Raw genomic sequence first — 14,229 nt, forward strand, 5'->3', positions numbered from 1 at the left:
AAAAAAAAATTTAAAAGAAATTCTTAATAGTCCTGATGGAATAATAATATTAATCGTTGTTGCGGCACTTTTAATCGGGGGGATATATTTATTAACATTATGATTTCAGGTATCTTAGTTTAAAACGTATAAGGAAATTAATAGCACGCATTAAGGAGGTACATAAGTAATGATAGATATAATATTCTCATTCTTCTTAGTGGTTACTTATTTCATTATTTATCTCTTTTCAAGTGGAGAAAAGAAACAACAAGCAAAAGAAAATCTAAAAGAAGTTATTACAGGTGCGGATGGTAAACTCCTATTAGTTACTGTTATGGGAATTCTAATCATGGTAATCTGGTTATATTTTTATGTTTTAGGTTTATGAATATAAACTAAAATCATATCCAAGTATACGAGATAATGGTTCACCTGGGAAGTATGCGTATTATGGTGGAGAATAGGACACTGGTGGTCTTTTTGGAGAAGCTAAATGTGTTATGAAACTGATGAACCGGATAATAGGTAGTATATAAAGGTCTTATCTTTTTTATAGGAAGATAAGGCTTTTTTATGCATAAAGAAAAGACACCCTAAGGTGTCTTCCTCCGACTTGAACCACTTTAATTTTAATAATATGTATTGGACTCCCGCCCAAATATTATTTTACCATGTTAAATTGCTTTGATCATTGAGAAATATGAGTTAGTGTTTTTTTACATTTGGTTTCTTTTGCTTTAGAAATGAAGTTAGTACAAATTCTTCTTTAAAAACATCATAAGAAAAGCGACAAATCACTTCTTCTGTATAAAGATCCCATATAAATGTTTTATTTTTTTTATTTTCTATATTTTCTGGTGTTCCAGCGCCTTTATCTCCATCAAATGCAGCTACAACTTCATCGTATGTCATGTACTGTTTAAGAGCATTATAAGATTTGAGTTTATCATAATAATTTTTATTACCTTTAAACTCTTCAAGTTCCTTAATTTTATCGTTTAGTTCTTTTTCTTTTTTTGTGTTATCAGAAATTATTCTGTCCACTTCTTCTTCAGTGAATGTTTTACTAGCAGTAGTGCTTTCCACTTTCTGAAGGTTTGATGCTATTAATCCCAGTCCAAAAAATAAGCTGATTGACACTAAAAATGTTAAACTTGTAACAATAAAAGTCTTTTTAATTGCTTTTTTATTTTTTAGTTTAACAAGCGCAACGATAAAAGTAATGATGGTGACCAGTACGAATAAATAGAAAAACCATACTAATGTCTTAGTGAAAGAATAGGTAAGTATATCAGGATGATCGTATTCCAGTTCAGATACGATCGTGAATATGGTGAAAAATGTAATAACGAAAAATACTATAATCCCCGTAATTATAGTTACCAGTGATTGTTTTCTTGTCAGGTTCATAAGTATCTTCATCACTCCAAATGTAAGATTTCTCAACCAAGCATAACAAATCCAGTTACAACTATATTATCATATTTTGTCGAATGAAAATAAAAAAAGACACCCTAAGGTGCCTTTTGACTTGAACCACTTTAATTTTAATAATATGTATTGGACGCCAATCCAAATATTATTTTACCACGTTAATTTGTTTTGTACATTGAGAAAAATGGTTTAAATTTATATCTTATTGCGAATTGCTTTTAATACTCCGTCAACATTGTAATCAGGAATATTACTAATTGTACGTTTCTTTTTTCCAAACATTTTCTTTATTTCTAAGTAAATAACACCTGTATTTGCATTGGATAAGCCAAATAAATTTGGAGCAATATCGAAGTCTACGTTTTTAATATCCTTGTATTTAATTACTTCAGCTTCAGCGCCTCCGAAAAATCCGCCTTTCATCATTACGAGGTAGAGATTATGTTCCCCTACAACCATAAATCCCATTTTTGTTAATTTAGGATTAGCAACTTCAAAGCAGTAGATCGCTTCTTTAGCTTTCATAACCTTCTTTAAAGCATCGAAAGCATATTTATAATATGTGCGTTCTGTTTTCGGCAGTTCTTTTGATATTTCAACCATTTCTGCAAGTGTAACTGGGTATTCAATAATGCCAAAACGTTCATCAATTTTAGTGTATTTTGGAGTAGCCATATAATATCCCCTTTAAAAATGTAAGATTTAACCCAAGCATAACAAATCCAGTTACAACTATTTTGTCATATTTTGTCGAAGAAAAATAAAAAGCACTCATAAGAGTGCTTATCCATAAATCTAATGTTTTTTACTAGATTTTTTATGTCCTTTATTTCGTTCACAAGCCACGCCATCACCATCACGATCTAAATGTGAAGCATAAGCTGGGCTATCTGGAGTTATATCATAGTAACCAGCATTATTTGCATCTGTACAGTTTGCAAAGTGAACTTTCTCTTGTTTAGGTGCAGCTTGTTGCTGAGGTGCTGTGTTAGCTGCAGCTTTTTGTTGTTCCTGTTCTTTTGCTCGAGCTGCTTCTTGTTGTTTCTTTTGTTCTTCCTGTTGTCTTTGAGCCTCTTCTTGTTTGCGTTGTTCATCTAATCGCTTTTGCTCTTCAGCCTTTTTCTGTTCTTCCAATTGCTTTTGCTCTTCGGCTTTTTTCTGTTCTTCCAATTGCTTTTGCTCTTCAGCCTTTTTCTGTTCTTCTAACTTCTTTTGCTCGTCTAACTTTTTCTGTTCCTCAGCTTTTTGTTTTTCTTCCTTTTCTTTTTGCTTATCTTTGTCCTCTTGCTTTACTTCAGCAGCAGTTGTTTTTACTTTTGTATCTTTAGCCTTTTCGCTTTTAGGAGAAAGTGAGAAAAATACCATCGATAAAATTAAACAAGAAATTGCTGAAATAGCGAGTTTCTTTTTACTCTTTCTTCTAATAGCAGCGACAATTAGCAATACTAAAAATATAAGTGCGGCTAAAAAGAATAATGCCATTAATGCTTCCATAATCGGGCCTCTTTTCAAATAATATAGATTTTGAGAATCACATAATGTAAGATTTCTGGATAATTATATCAAAATAAATATCTGTATATTGTCATATCGTGTCGAATGGAAATAAAAAAGAGAGCCGAAGCCCCCTTATTATATTCCTAATAGTTGTTTCTTTTTTGCTGTAAACTCTTCTTCTGTTAGAATTCCTTGATCTTTCAATGCAGCTAGTTTAGTGATTTCGTCAGCCACAGAATAGTTATTTACAGGATTTGTTGTAGAAGAATGGTCATTAGAAGCGGAAGTATTTTTTTCTTGTTCGTTCATGTACCCTTCTATTAAATCTTTTGCTTTTAAGAAATTGTTATATTCGTGTTTATTAAACATGACAGTATTTTCATCTTTTGCCAAGTCAGAGGTGGATCTAGTTTTTACTTCAGAGCTTCCAGGGAAAACGAATTGAATATAACCATGTGAAAGGAAGCCTGGTGGTTTGAATTGTATACCCGTAAGACTTTTGATTTGGATTTCTTTAGATCCCCTACCGATCAAACGAGAGTATTTAATAGTAATTTTAGTTGGTGTGACTACTAGTGTACTTAGTTGCCCTTTAAATTCTAGCATGTATATCTCCTTTTATAACAATTTATATTGATAATAAGATGATAATAGCAAATTACACCTTCTTAATTTGTCATATTCTGTCGAAAGGTAAGAAAAAAACACCCTAAGGTGCCTTCCTCCGACTTGAACTACTTTAATTTTATATAAATATACACGTATTACCCCTTTGTTATACGTGTAAACACATCCTATAAAACAGAATCGTCTATATACACCAGATTGTTAGTTCACAAAATATCAAGAGATTTGAGATCAATATGTTACGTCTTTCAAAGGAATCTGCTTTATAGAATGTATCCACAATTTATATTTTACTACATGTAATATTTATTTGGTGTAATTTTCATGAATATGTATAATTGCATAAAGTTGATGAAAAAATACGAGTATAATTTGGTATTGTGTAATAAAGGCAAGGCCCACCTACGGAAATAGGTGGGCTTTTTTATTGGGTATTACTATCTCAGTGCACAAAAGGGAATTTGTATTTAAATAATAGCATATCCTTAAAGTTCTTATATTGAGAAATAAAGAAAAGACACCCTAAGGTGCCTTCCTCCGACTTGAACCATCTTAATTTTAATAATATGTATTGGACGCCAATCCAAATATTATTTTACCATGTTAGGTTATTTTATTCATTGAGGAATAGGGCTTGAATTTATACTTTGCTGGAGTGAAAATCTTCCATATCAATACTTATAATGCACTTTTTAGTTTTTGAATTATATTACTGACCCCATCAATGCAACAATCTAAAAAACCCAGTAATTCTTCATCAATTTCCTCAATCAATATAAATAATACTTTTGAACTATCAGTGTCTATTAACAATAAAGGCATTTTTCTAAAAGGAGAGGAGCCATCTGGTTTTGTTATACTAGAATAATTAATCCCGTTTTTTGTGTACGTTTTATAATCAGCAGAATCTCTTTTAATAATACTTAATTGCTCATGTTTATTTTCGTTACAGATGGTTGCAAAATCAGCTAGCCAACTATTTTGTTTATCTACAAAAGGCTGAAAAGATTCAAATACAGGAAGTAAGTCTGGACGATCCTTTAAAATACCGGGCAATAATTTACCGACTCGGGATTTGAAATCCTCCTGTTTGAATATTTTACTTACTATTGGAAAATATACATGTGGTGACGGAGTACTAGAGATATTTTCTACAACCTCTCTAGCACTGTAATCCAGTGCAGAACGCAAGTGTTCTAAAATTTCTTTGACAATAATTTTTAATTTTAAGGTTACAACACCACTCACTAAAGATTCTTCGTATGGATCCCCATGATCCCCTATTTGTGACCTTGTATATTTTGCTCTTTCTATTAACGCTTCAGCCATATCAAACCTATTAATTTTAAATTCCTCCCTATCAATTCCCCTTAAAAATACAGTGGAATTATATAAATACATGCATTTTTTTGCAAATTATAGTTGAATTTTTCATTAGTAATTATAACTAATTCAAGTTATAATTATATAGTGAAACACTAGTTCTTAATTATAGGAATTACATGGAGGAGATAATATGGAAACAGAAAAAAAAGAATATATTGCTGCTGTGACAAAAGCTGTCAGAAATTCTTTAGGTTTATCAACTCCTATAGATTTAGAATCATTGGTAGAAAAATTAGGAGGAACCTTATCATTTACAAATGCAATAGATTATGATAAGGAAGCTAAAATTGAGAAAAAAGAGGATTCGTTTGAAATCTATATAGATCAAAATAAACCGGAAAGTAGAAAGCGCTTTTCAATTGCTCATGAATTAGGACATTTATTCTTACATATGGGCTATTTAGTAAATCCTGAGAAATGGAATTCAACAACTGACTATATAGATTCTGTATATTATCGATACGGATATAATATAGAGGAATATGAAGCTAATGAATTTGCAGCATGCTTACTCATGCCGGATGATGAATTTCAAGAGGTTGCTCAGGAAAACTTCAATCATAATCTTAAAAATTATGATATCAGATCAATAGCTAGCCACTTTAATGTTTCTGAAGAAGCTGCAATTGTTAAAGGGAAATTTATGGGATTATTTGAGGGATACTGAAAATGGGGGATTTAAGCACTTTACAAGCCGACCTGCAACAACTTAATTTGGTAAAAACTAACAATGATGAATCTAACGAATCGGGAGCTTTTCTATTTATTTCATTTGACTTAGTTAATTCAACTGCATTTAAAACATTATATCCTAATAACTGGCCAGTTATCTTTCATCGTTTTTATGAATTAGTTGAAAACCATGTGCTAAAAAATTTTTTAAACTCTAAAGTTTGGAGATATGCAGGTGATGAGATTTTATTTTATAAACAGATAAAAGACCCATCAGAACTGTATGATGCCCCTCAATTTGCATTAAAAATTATAAATTTAGTAAATGATGCTTTGAGTAAAAATTATGCTGAAACAAATAATATTTTATATGTAAAATCTACTTTATGGATTGCGGAAGCCACCTTTGTAAAATCACAAGATATTGAAAGTGTTTTCAAGGTATCCCAATTTCCTAAATTAACAAGTGAAAACTTAAATAATAGAAATAATCTTATTATCAATTTTGAGATTAACGGGAAAAGAAATATAGATTTCTTAGGTTCTGATATTGATTTAGGTTTTAGAATTGCAAAGTTTGCTCAAAGAAATAAAGTCGTGATAAGTGCAGAATTAGCTTATATTTTATATAAAGAAAGAGAAGCTATTGAAGAAATGCCCAATGGCTATGATGTAACAAATTGTTTAAGAATTGTAAGTTATGAGAAACTGAAAGGAATATGGAATAATAGGCACTATCCAATAGTATGGTATCATGATTCATGGAATGATATGGATAAAATGTTTTTATATGACGAACATTTTAACTCAGAAATCGTCAATAAATTAATTAATCAACCATTCTCTAAAAATATGAAAATAAAACGACTAAAAAAAGTTTTTACAGAAGTAGATAATATTGAAAAAATGAACAGTTTAATAAAATGTTTTTCCAATGAAAATAGTGAAATTAATGTATTACCAAGTACATCCCAGTACAACTTAACAGAGGTTCATTGTGTGGCTGTTTGTTTTAATGAAGACGGTAATATTTTATTAGGGAAACGTCCAAGTGATAAAAGAAGGTTCCCCGGAATTTGGGAATTTGGATGTGGTCAACTTAAAAAGTTCCAAAGCTTTGAAAATTGCCTTAAAGAAAGCTATAAAGAAGACTTTGCTGCGGATTTAGATTTTTTTGATAAACTTACACCTGTTAGTACTTACTTGGTAAATGATATTAATGAGGGAAGATCAATACCTGGAATAATTTTTATTGCAAGAATATTAAATGCAACAGAAGTAGACTCTAATTATTCACAGACGGCTCATCCAGAGGTAAAATGGTTTAATCCTTCTGAAGATTTTACAACCTTTGTAGATGAGGAATATGTTCAAGATTTTAAAGATACTGTAATCAAAGCTGTTAAAGCTTTTAATGAAAAAACAAATTAAAAAGCTAGAATTGTGTTCAAAATGACATTTCTAGCTTTTTATATTTATAAAATACTACTTATCTAACATCCATGAAAAACCTGAAAATAATATTCCTGCAACAAAAACAATAAATGAGTATTTTAGAAATTTGTATTTTACAGCACATACTTTAGCTAACGCATGATTTTGTTTTGCCATATCGTCTATAAATATGTCTTCTTCAGATTCCTTTAATTTTTTTACATAATCGTCTTGATTAGTATAAGCTGCAATGCCTCCCCATGACATGTATTCTAAAGTATTTGAATTATATCTAGGCCATAAAACCTTAAATAGTGCAATACCAGCAGACACAACTAAAGTTAAAATACCTATGATTAAAAATACTTTACATGCAAGTAGTTTATCCCACTTCGCCTCTTTCAAATAATTAATAAAGAATCCAATTAAAGCAACATTAATTGTTAAAGCAATACTAGCTTTTTGATCAGCAAGCTTAATATAATCCCCGATATAGACAAGGTTGTGCTTATTATAATCAAATAGCTTTTCTTCTGTTATCTTTTTCAAGTGTTAACTCATCCTCCTTGGTAGCAATCCTAATTAAAATCAGCGATTCCATTTTATTGTTTAGTTTATTTTTATATTGGCTGATTTGGTATAACATATTATTTTAATACAACTCACAAAATAAAATTATATCACTTTATTTACTAAGATGCTTACTTAAGAATATAGTACTTTTTGTGCAATATTTATGTTTTTTTACTAATATATTCTTTTTTATTCACTGATATACTCGCACTTGTTTATTTGGAAGTTTATTCTTATGATTCTAAAGAAGGAATCATAAGGATATATAAGATGAAAGTATTGATATCTAAAACAAGGTGGCGAAGGAAAAATTAGATTAATAGTATAGGGATTTTTTAAAATTATAAAAAAGAGAGCATAGGGGCCCTCCTTTCATAATTTATTAAATAAATTAGATGTAAAATTTGAATTGTTTACTGAACAGCTGAAAGTTGAGGATGATTATAATTATTAGGTTATACAGTTTATCTTTCAGCAATATTTTGATTTTTATTTTCGTAATATTCTCTATAAAGATCTGATGTTAACTTTATAAAAACTGTAATAGATAATTCTAATAAATTCATGTAATTTTCTATCATCTTATTTGAAATGTATAATGAATTTTTATGAATTACTTTATTTCTAATTGTTCTTAATTCGTCCCATGAAGTATAAAAATTCTCATCATATTGTTTCATAAGTTGTTCTAAACTTGTATTTCTATTAGAATCTAGATGTGCAATTTTTCGTGGGATAGGCAGAAACTTTTTGCTAGGAGCAGGGATATCTTGAATAGTACAGGCATCTTCATAATAAATATTAAATAGTAATTCTATAGTAGAAGCTATTAATATTACTATAGGCTTCCTATAAAGTGTGTTTACTAAAGGGAGAGAAGAAACGATACTTATTGCTAAATCAGTTGGATACCATTGGACTAATTTGTCTTCTAAATGATCAACCACTCTTGATTTAACATCAATACTATATTCTACTTCATTCTCAAGTAAATTATCTAATATGTAATAGATTTTGGTGTAGTCTTCTAAGGATAAAATTTCATGAGTACCTGCATTTTTATTAAGCATTTTGTAGGCAGATGTTAGTTCTTCAGTTAAATCATCTTTATTTTGTTTGTTTAGTCCTTGAATTGTTTTTACGAAATCATTTACTGAAAAATGAGGATAATAGCAATGTTTTAGTCTTTTATGAGCCCCACAGAATTTACACACAACACCGTTAAATACTTTTTCATGTGATGTATCAAAATTATATTTTTCAATTATTTCACCACAATCATAACAAAAGAAAGAAACCGTCAATCACTTCACCAGCTTTCATCGAATTAAATGCTATCTAATTATTTTATCCATAATCTTTTTATCCTTATTAAACTCTTCATCTTTTATATCATTATTTATTTGTAATAGATAAGATTACCATCAAATTATAACAAATCCAGTTATAACTATATTGTCATATTATGTCGAAATAAAATAAAAAAGAGAGCCGCAGCTCTCACGGTTAATATGGTAAAACATGCATAAGAGTACTTCATACAGAAAGATGCACTATTGCATATCCTTATCCGTAAGCGTGAGAAAGCATTGATATAAAGCTATTCACAAACTTTCTCAACATTTTTCTGATAACCCCACGACTGAATTTTGGCAAAAATATGATATTATGAAAATAATAAAATAAACGGACGTAAAAAGACCCACGGTGCAAGTAGTGCTGGTAACACTCTTACACTGCCCCTACTACCCTAGGGAACATTGTCGCGGATCTTATACATATAATTATAACACACCATAGATTGAGGGTGGCACGTTTTCCTTTATGGGGTTTACGTGTCTTTTGTTCCGGCAAGGAGGAGCAAAATGAAATATTGGTTATTTAAAGTTGTTGATCAAATTGATTTTCAAAAAAAGAGCCAAGAGAGTATTTCAAAAGAACTTGGAATAAGTGGCCCTGCGTTTTCAAAGAATTTATCAGGGAAAAGTGAATTGAATTTTTTAAATGTAGTAAAGTTAGTTGAATTATTATATGAAGATCCGCTTGAAAAGAATTATATGATCCATGAATTTTGTAAAAAAACTAAAAGTAAAAAGAATTTAAGAATAGCTATGGAGTATGGAAATGCTTTAGGGGATTTGGAACTCCTTAGAATCGCGATTCAAAGAGGCTTTGAATCTAATAACTCTAAAACTTACGAATGGGCATATATATATGAACTCGTTTGGTTAAGAGCTAAGAAATTTTTTACAGCTGAAAAACTTTTAACGGAGACTGAGAATAGGAAAAAGAGTAAAGTTCTTAAAAATGAAGAAACTAAAATAATGTTTGATATTTTAACATTATATTCTATGTATGATTGTAGGGATTTTAAACTTTTAAATGGGTATATACAAACATTACAGGAAAAAATATCTGAACTTCCTAGCCAATTTATAAAAGATATATACAGTAGCCGTGTAAAGGAATGGTATGCGTATGCATTGCTAATGGACGAGCAAATAGAAAAATCAAGAGAACTATGCCATAGTATATTGAATGTTAATGATGAATTAGGTTATTTAAGGTTATTAAAAATTTCTGCATTAGGATATTTAGGTGAATCATACGTTGAAAATTATGAACAATCTTTATGGTATTTAAATAAAGGGATTGAGATGCTAGACCAACTATCTTATGAGAAAGCAGAAAACCGAAAAAAAGAGTTTTTAAATATGAGGTCTTACATTAGAATAATCCATCAAAAGGATATGTATGATTTACAAATTTTTGATGTGGGCGAGAAAGCGCTTCTATATATAGTAACAGGAGAAAAAGAAAAAGCTGCCACTATATTAAGAAAGTACGAAAAAGAGAATGGTAGTCTGTCTCCAATGAAATTATGTTATTTAGGAATGGCATTGGAAGATAGAAAATTACTAGAAAAATCAATTGAGTTATTCTACTCGCAAGGGTGTAAATTTTATAGTTATTTACCTCGAAAAATATTGGTAGATATTAATAAAAATAGTATAATATACAAGGGTGATGCTAAATGAAAAAAGTACTAGCTTTAGTAACAACTTTGGCTTTAGTCGGAGTATTATATGTATCTCCTGTTAAAGGTCAAAAGGAGCAGCCTAAACAAGTAGCAAAGGATGCTCAAACTCAAATTATGCTTAGAATGGATCCAGGGACAGGAATGGGATAATTTTCTGGTTAAGGGTCCGATATAAATAGATTGAATGCGATTGTCTCTTAATGGGGCAATCGCATTCGCTGTTTATAGGGGGATTAACTAAATTTCAAAATTAAATATTGGTTATACGTTGTGATAAATTCACAAACTACTATGAAAATATCGGAGGATGTTGGTGATGGAACAAAATACAATCGAAAAAGAGTTAATTGAAGTTGAAAGTAATCTACAAGTAATCTTTAATGCGGCTCATAATGGGGATGCTGAGTCTTATGAAATTCTTTTGAAAATAAAAGAGGCGATCGGTAGCATTTAACGCTATCAATCGCCTGATATTTTAACTAGTTGTTTTATCATTTCAATAAGTTCTTTTTGTTTATCAGGATTCTTAGATCGGATATCTATCATTACTTGTTCTAAGTCATCCTTAGCTGTTAATTCAGGGTTCTTCTCATCGGATTCACCTAATACATAAGAAACGGATACATTTGCGAGTTTAGCTATATCTAAAGAAGTTTTTCTCGATGGACATTTATCTATTTCTTCGTTCTCCCACATAGATACAGCAGATTTACTTTTTAGTCCTAGTGCGTTAATGAATTCAGATTGGCTCATTTTGAGTATTTCCGTTCTGATTTCTTTAACCCTTTTACTAATCAATTGATGATTCATTAGTTTTCTCTCCTTTATAGAAGTCCCGTCTACTATTATCTTTTACTTTTTTTCATTAACTATAGTCAATATATATAAAATTTAACAGGAAAGTTCACTCAAAGACAACCTTTTTAAGTTTATAGAAAAAAATAAATTTAACTGTTCACAAAATGTGAACGTTGTGTTATTATCAAATTAACGAAAAGAACAAAGGTGATAAACATGAAACTAAATATCGAAAAGGCCAAATCGTTACGCAAGAAACGTGGTTATAGTCAGGCTTATGTAGGTGATTATCTTGGTTACTCAACAAAATCCGCTTATTCACAACTTGAATCTGGCAAGAGACAACCAAGTATATACAGATTGGGTTTGTTGTCTAAATTGTATGATGTTAAAGTTGATGAATTAGTAGAAAGTTAACGAAAAGTTAACTATTATTTTTAACTAAATGTTCACTTTTCGTGAACTTAGAGGAGGAAAGAAAATGAAGCAGTTACAGGTTTTCAATCATCAAGAATTTGGAGCGTTAGAGGTTATACACCTTAACGGTAAGGAAATGTTCAATCTTGAAAATGTAGCGTGGTCACTTGGATATACGAAAGTGGCAAAAGGGAAAACTTATCTTCGAAAAGATCGTATCGAGAAAGTCATCCAAAAAGCTGATATATCAGTAATTGTCCACGATGGACAACCATACATTACCGAAGATGGATTGTATGAGCTGATTTTCGAATCAGAAACTCAGAAAGCAAAAGAATTTCGAAAATGGGTAACAAGCGAAGTGCTTCCTTCTATTAGAAAACATGGAGCATACATGACACCAAACACAATTAATGCTCTACTTCAAGATCCAGACTTAATTATCGGTCTCGCATCACAACTCAAGCAGGAACAACAAGCGAGACAGGTTGCTGAACAAAAAAATCTCATGTTAACACAACAAATCGCAGAAAACGCATCAAAGATTACATACCTAGACCAAATTCTTCAATCACAAGATACAGTAACAGTCTCACAAGTTGCAGCGGATTACGGATTATCAGCGATGAAGCTTAATAAAATCCTGAAAGAAGAAAAAGTGCAGTACAAAGTGAATAATCAATGGTTATTGTACTCCAAACACCAAAACAAAGGTTATACAAAATCGAAAACAGTTGATGTAGTGCATACAGATGGTAGCAGATCAGTGAAAATGAATACTCGATGGACACAAAAGGGGAGGCTCTTCATCCACGAACTTCTAACGAAACGTGGAATTATTCCAGAAATGGATAGGGAGGCGATGTAAATGATGGAGGAAAGTACATTATCATTGGCGATTGTATCAGCGGCTATATGTCTATTAACATACCTCGTACACAGAATTGATGTCTGGGATAAAAAGACAGGATGGTCACAAGATGACAAATAAACAGCAACGTGATGAATATGAACGAAAGAAAATCTTGTGGATTATAAAGGATTTAAGAGCAAAGGGTGTACATAACAGCGCAGATAAGGTTGAGGAAACATACAAAAGGTATATCACGCTTGCTAAATGATAAAAGCCCTGCAAGGGGATGCAGGGCAAGACTAAGGGTATTGAAGAATTGTCGATTCTAAAAGTAAAGGACTTCTTGGAATGTAATAAGTTTAACACGTAGTTCATTAAATTTTTATATAAAGATTTTACAGATTTATGAACACAATAAAATTTGATAAAAGGAGTGATTCATGTGGAAGAAAACAAGAATCAAGCCCCTGCGGTAACAGAGGCTGTTGTAGAAGTGAAAATTCTATTAAATAATAAGCAAATTTGTGAATCTAACGTTGTACTTCAACTTGACCAGAAATAGTAGCACTATATCGTTCATGCATACGTTTTCTTAAGTTATCTTCATAAGCTTTTGTCGCTTCTTTTATAACCATTTCTAGACTGCTCTCTGGAGTTAAATCATTATACTGGTGCGATTGTTCATGGACGTATTTTAAAACACCGTCAACAATTTCATGATGAGATAGTTTGAAAATATCATCTAAGTCAACACGAATATTTATAGTAGTTGGTTTCATAAAAACACCTCCTTCCGTCTGATTAATTCGACAAAAAGGAGGAAAATCCTACAAGGATAAGACGCGCGTTCGCTTGTCGTAATATTCAGGAATTTAATGGTGTTCCCCATCTAGTAAAAGGATTCCTGGATATTTTGATGTGTGAAAGCATCAAAAAAGCCCGTACAGAAGCACAGGCCAGTTGTTACACATATCGGTAACTAAATTTTAACAAACTTTCAGAAAGTTAGCTATTGAAAAATAAAAAACGCTCGATGGCAACGAGCGAAGTAGAGAAAACATTCCCTAAAATTAGCTACCTATATTATACCATAAGTTTTCTCTCAGTAAATAAGGAGGAATTCAAAAAAATGATTGAAAATCCAATTACTTACGGAAATCATCACGATTCATCAGCAAGAGAATTCATGGATTATTGCCAAGGGTGTGGTGGAGAAATCTTCTACGGAGAAGGGTACCTTGATTTTAGTGGTGATCCAATCCATACCGAATCCCAATGCATCAAACAGTACGTTGAAGAACATTCGATGAAGAAAGTAGCAGGTGAATAAGGTGATCCTACAAAACAAAATTGAAGCTGAAATTCAAATTATGAAGAGTCTAGTTGAACGATACAAGCAAAGCAAAGAGCCTAACGCTGCATCAATGGTTGTAGCTTACGAATATGGATTACAAGCACTTATGGAAGTGTATGAAGCTAGTAAACAAACGGAAATAGTACCATTTTAAAAGAAGGG

Annotated in this window: 21 protein-coding genes; 12 read left to right on the top strand and 9 right to left on the bottom strand. The window is 31.1% G+C overall.

Translation table 11 applies throughout. The annotated features are described in order from the left end of the window. The first annotated feature begins 169 nt into the window (after positions 1 to 169). Positions 170 to 370: a hypothetical protein gene (locus HMAS_RS26100; RefSeq protein ID WP_000565400.1), complete on the top strand. Its 201-nt coding sequence runs from the start codon at positions 170 to 172 to the stop codon at positions 368 to 370. 317 nt (positions 371 to 687) lie between these two features. Here the strand turns inward: HMAS_RS26100 and HMAS_RS26105 are convergent, their stop codons facing one another. The 5 genes from HMAS_RS26105 to HMAS_RS26125 all read right to left on the bottom strand — a co-directional run bounded on the left by HMAS_RS26105 (position 688) and on the right by HMAS_RS26125 (position 4,869). Then, positions 688 to 1,392 (bottom strand): hypothetical protein, encoded by a 705-nt coding sequence (locus HMAS_RS26105; RefSeq protein ID WP_116345094.1) that lies wholly within the window; start codon positions 1,390 to 1,392, stop codon positions 688 to 690. A 219-nt stretch (positions 1,393 to 1,611) separates the two neighbouring features. Beyond that, positions 1,612 to 2,091, bottom strand: a complete 480-nt coding sequence (locus HMAS_RS26110) for a PH domain-containing protein (protein ID WP_070179605.1) — start codon at positions 2,089 to 2,091, stop codon at positions 1,612 to 1,614. Positions 2,092 to 2,211: 120 nt separating this feature from the next. After that, positions 2,212 to 2,910: an excalibur calcium-binding domain-containing protein gene (locus tag HMAS_RS26115; RefSeq protein WP_116345095.1), complete on the bottom strand. Its 699-nt coding sequence runs from the start codon at positions 2,908 to 2,910 to the stop codon at positions 2,212 to 2,214. 138 nt (positions 2,911 to 3,048) lie between these two features. Further along, the gene (locus tag HMAS_RS26120; protein WP_116345096.1) at positions 3,049 to 3,519 is read right to left on the bottom strand and encodes an SHOCT domain-containing protein; all 471 of its coding nucleotides are present in this window, start codon (positions 3,517 to 3,519) and stop codon (positions 3,049 to 3,051) included. 699 nt (positions 3,520 to 4,218) lie between these two features. After that, positions 4,219 to 4,869 (bottom strand): hypothetical protein, encoded by a 651-nt coding sequence (locus HMAS_RS26125; protein ID WP_116345097.1) that lies wholly within the window; start codon positions 4,867 to 4,869, stop codon positions 4,219 to 4,221. Positions 4,870 to 5,056: 187 nt separating this feature from the next. Here HMAS_RS26125 and HMAS_RS26130 point away from each other — a divergent pair, with 187 nt between their 5' ends. Both HMAS_RS26130 and HMAS_RS26135 read left to right on the top strand, forming a co-directional pair. Continuing rightward, positions 5,057 to 5,593: an ImmA/IrrE family metallo-endopeptidase gene (locus HMAS_RS26130; RefSeq protein ID WP_098123979.1), complete on the top strand. Its 537-nt coding sequence runs from the start codon at positions 5,057 to 5,059 to the stop codon at positions 5,591 to 5,593. Positions 5,594 to 5,595: 2 nt separating this feature from the next. Next, positions 5,596 to 7,029 (top strand): NUDIX hydrolase, encoded by a 1,434-nt coding sequence (locus HMAS_RS26135; RefSeq protein ID WP_116345098.1) that lies wholly within the window; start codon positions 5,596 to 5,598, stop codon positions 7,027 to 7,029. Positions 7,030 to 7,083: 54 nt separating this feature from the next. On the opposite strand, the gene HMAS_RS26140 is transcribed toward HMAS_RS26135, so the two are convergent. Both HMAS_RS26140 and HMAS_RS26145 read right to left on the bottom strand, forming a co-directional pair. Further along, entirely contained in the window at positions 7,084 to 7,581 is a 498-nt protein-coding gene (locus tag HMAS_RS26140) for a Pycsar system effector family protein (RefSeq protein WP_116345099.1), read from the bottom strand. A 488-nt stretch (positions 7,582 to 8,069) separates the two neighbouring features. Then, positions 8,070 to 8,909: a hypothetical protein gene (locus HMAS_RS26145; RefSeq protein ID WP_116345100.1), complete on the bottom strand. Its 840-nt coding sequence runs from the start codon at positions 8,907 to 8,909 to the stop codon at positions 8,070 to 8,072. Between the two features lie 561 nt (positions 8,910 to 9,470). Here HMAS_RS26145 and HMAS_RS26150 point away from each other — a divergent pair. The 3 genes from HMAS_RS26150 (at position 9,471) to HMAS_RS27865 (ending at position 11,099) form a co-directional block, all read left to right on the top strand. Further along, entirely contained in the window at positions 9,471 to 10,643 is a 1,173-nt protein-coding gene (locus tag HMAS_RS26150; protein WP_098509041.1) for an AimR family lysis-lysogeny pheromone receptor, read from the top strand. Beyond that, the gene (locus tag HMAS_RS27860; protein WP_000756311.1) at positions 10,640 to 10,795 is read left to right on the top strand and encodes a hypothetical protein; all 156 of its coding nucleotides are present in this window, start codon (positions 10,640 to 10,642) and stop codon (positions 10,793 to 10,795) included. Before HMAS_RS26150 ends, HMAS_RS27860 begins: the two co-directional genes overlap by 4 nt. A 166-nt stretch (positions 10,796 to 10,961) precedes the next feature. Continuing rightward, a complete protein-coding gene (locus HMAS_RS27865) occupies positions 10,962 to 11,099 on the top strand; it encodes a hypothetical protein (RefSeq protein WP_162871159.1) in 138 nt (45 codons plus the stop codon). Between the two features lie 5 nt (positions 11,100 to 11,104). Here the strand turns inward: HMAS_RS27865 and HMAS_RS26155 are convergent, their stop codons facing one another. Continuing rightward, on the bottom strand, positions 11,105 to 11,455 hold the full coding sequence (locus tag HMAS_RS26155) for a helix-turn-helix domain-containing protein (RefSeq protein ID WP_001016404.1): 351 nt from the start codon (positions 11,453 to 11,455) through the stop codon (positions 11,105 to 11,107). A 204-nt stretch (positions 11,456 to 11,659) separates the two neighbouring features. Here HMAS_RS26155 and HMAS_RS26160 point away from each other — a divergent pair, with 204 nt between their 5' ends. From HMAS_RS26160 to HMAS_RS27870, 4 genes are all read left to right on the top strand, one after another. Next, positions 11,660 to 11,860 carry a helix-turn-helix domain-containing protein gene (locus HMAS_RS26160; protein WP_116345101.1) on the top strand — a complete coding sequence of 67 codons (201 nt, stop codon included), beginning with the start codon at positions 11,660 to 11,662 and terminating at the stop codon, positions 11,858 to 11,860. 64 nt (positions 11,861 to 11,924) lie between these two features. Further along, on the top strand, positions 11,925 to 12,728 hold the full coding sequence (locus HMAS_RS26165; RefSeq protein ID WP_098770407.1) for a phage antirepressor KilAC domain-containing protein: 804 nt from the start codon (positions 11,925 to 11,927) through the stop codon (positions 12,726 to 12,728). Then, a complete protein-coding gene (locus HMAS_RS28295; RefSeq protein ID WP_000969704.1) occupies positions 12,729 to 12,851 on the top strand; it encodes a hypothetical protein in 123 nt (40 codons plus the stop codon). After that, the gene (locus tag HMAS_RS27870) at positions 12,841 to 12,981 is read left to right on the top strand and encodes a hypothetical protein (protein WP_162871160.1); all 141 of its coding nucleotides are present in this window, start codon (positions 12,841 to 12,843) and stop codon (positions 12,979 to 12,981) included. Before HMAS_RS28295 ends, HMAS_RS27870 begins: the two co-directional genes overlap by 11 nt. Positions 12,982 to 13,243: 262 nt before the next feature. On the opposite strand, the gene HMAS_RS26170 is transcribed toward HMAS_RS27870, so the two are convergent. After that, positions 13,244 to 13,492 (bottom strand): hypothetical protein, encoded by a 249-nt coding sequence (locus HMAS_RS26170; protein ID WP_000805481.1) that lies wholly within the window; start codon positions 13,490 to 13,492, stop codon positions 13,244 to 13,246. A gap of 350 nt (positions 13,493 to 13,842) precedes the next feature. Between HMAS_RS26170 and HMAS_RS26175 the strand changes: the two genes are divergently transcribed. Together HMAS_RS26175 and HMAS_RS27875 are read left to right on the top strand one after the other, a co-directional pair. Continuing rightward, positions 13,843 to 14,043, top strand: a complete 201-nt coding sequence (locus HMAS_RS26175; RefSeq protein WP_097862710.1) for a hypothetical protein — start codon at positions 13,843 to 13,845, stop codon at positions 14,041 to 14,043. Continuing rightward, positions 14,036 to 14,221 carry a hypothetical protein gene (locus HMAS_RS27875; RefSeq protein WP_179861025.1) on the top strand — a complete coding sequence of 62 codons (186 nt, stop codon included), beginning with the start codon at positions 14,036 to 14,038 and terminating at the stop codon, positions 14,219 to 14,221. Before HMAS_RS26175 ends, HMAS_RS27875 begins: the two co-directional genes overlap by 8 nt. Positions 14,222 to 14,229 lie beyond the last annotated feature (8 nt).

This window comes from Bacillus sp. HMA207 (genome assembly GCF_003402455.1).
In the GTDB taxonomy this organism is placed as follows: Bacteria; Bacillota; Bacilli; order Bacillales; family Bacillaceae_G; genus Bacillus_A; species Bacillus_A cereus.

What these genes read in the sequence shown, in the direction of transcription:
- HMAS_RS26100 (WP_000565400.1), top strand. Translation starts at nt 170, where the DNA reads ATGATAGATATAATATTCTCATTCTTCTTAGTGGTTACTTATTTCATT.
- HMAS_RS26105 (WP_116345094.1), bottom strand. Translation starts at nt 1,392, where the DNA reads ATGAACCTGACAAGAAAACAATCACTGGTAACTATAATTACGGGGATT.
- HMAS_RS26110 (WP_070179605.1), bottom strand. Translation starts at nt 2,091, where the DNA reads ATGGCTACTCCAAAATACACTAAAATTGATGAACGTTTTGGCATTATT.
- HMAS_RS26115 (WP_116345095.1), bottom strand. Translation starts at nt 2,910, where the DNA reads ATGGAAGCATTAATGGCATTATTCTTTTTAGCCGCACTTATATTTTTA.
- HMAS_RS26120 (WP_116345096.1), bottom strand. Translation starts at nt 3,519, where the DNA reads ATGCTAGAATTTAAAGGGCAACTAAGTACACTAGTAGTCACACCAACT.
- HMAS_RS26125 (WP_116345097.1), bottom strand. Translation starts at nt 4,869, where the DNA reads ATGGCTGAAGCGTTAATAGAAAGAGCAAAATATACAAGGTCACAAATA.
- HMAS_RS26130 (WP_098123979.1), top strand. Translation starts at nt 5,057, where the DNA reads ATGGAAACAGAAAAAAAAGAATATATTGCTGCTGTGACAAAAGCTGTC.
- HMAS_RS26135 (WP_116345098.1), top strand. Translation starts at nt 5,596, where the DNA reads ATGGGGGATTTAAGCACTTTACAAGCCGACCTGCAACAACTTAATTTG.
- HMAS_RS26150 (WP_098509041.1), top strand. Translation starts at nt 9,471, where the DNA reads ATGAAATATTGGTTATTTAAAGTTGTTGATCAAATTGATTTTCAAAAA.
- HMAS_RS27860 (WP_000756311.1), top strand. Translation starts at nt 10,640, where the DNA reads ATGAAAAAAGTACTAGCTTTAGTAACAACTTTGGCTTTAGTCGGAGTA.
- HMAS_RS27865 (WP_162871159.1), top strand. Translation starts at nt 10,962, where the DNA reads ATGGAACAAAATACAATCGAAAAAGAGTTAATTGAAGTTGAAAGTAAT.
- HMAS_RS26155 (WP_001016404.1), bottom strand. Translation starts at nt 11,455, where the DNA reads ATGAATCATCAATTGATTAGTAAAAGGGTTAAAGAAATCAGAACGGAA.
- HMAS_RS26160 (WP_116345101.1), top strand. Translation starts at nt 11,660, where the DNA reads ATGAAACTAAATATCGAAAAGGCCAAATCGTTACGCAAGAAACGTGGT.
- HMAS_RS26165 (WP_098770407.1), top strand. Translation starts at nt 11,925, where the DNA reads ATGAAGCAGTTACAGGTTTTCAATCATCAAGAATTTGGAGCGTTAGAG.
- HMAS_RS28295 (WP_000969704.1), top strand. Translation starts at nt 12,729, where the DNA reads ATGATGGAGGAAAGTACATTATCATTGGCGATTGTATCAGCGGCTATA.
- HMAS_RS27870 (WP_162871160.1), top strand. Translation starts at nt 12,841, where the DNA reads ATGACAAATAAACAGCAACGTGATGAATATGAACGAAAGAAAATCTTG.
- HMAS_RS26170 (WP_000805481.1), bottom strand. Translation starts at nt 13,492, where the DNA reads ATGAAACCAACTACTATAAATATTCGTGTTGACTTAGATGATATTTTC.
- HMAS_RS26175 (WP_097862710.1), top strand. Translation starts at nt 13,843, where the DNA reads ATGATTGAAAATCCAATTACTTACGGAAATCATCACGATTCATCAGCA.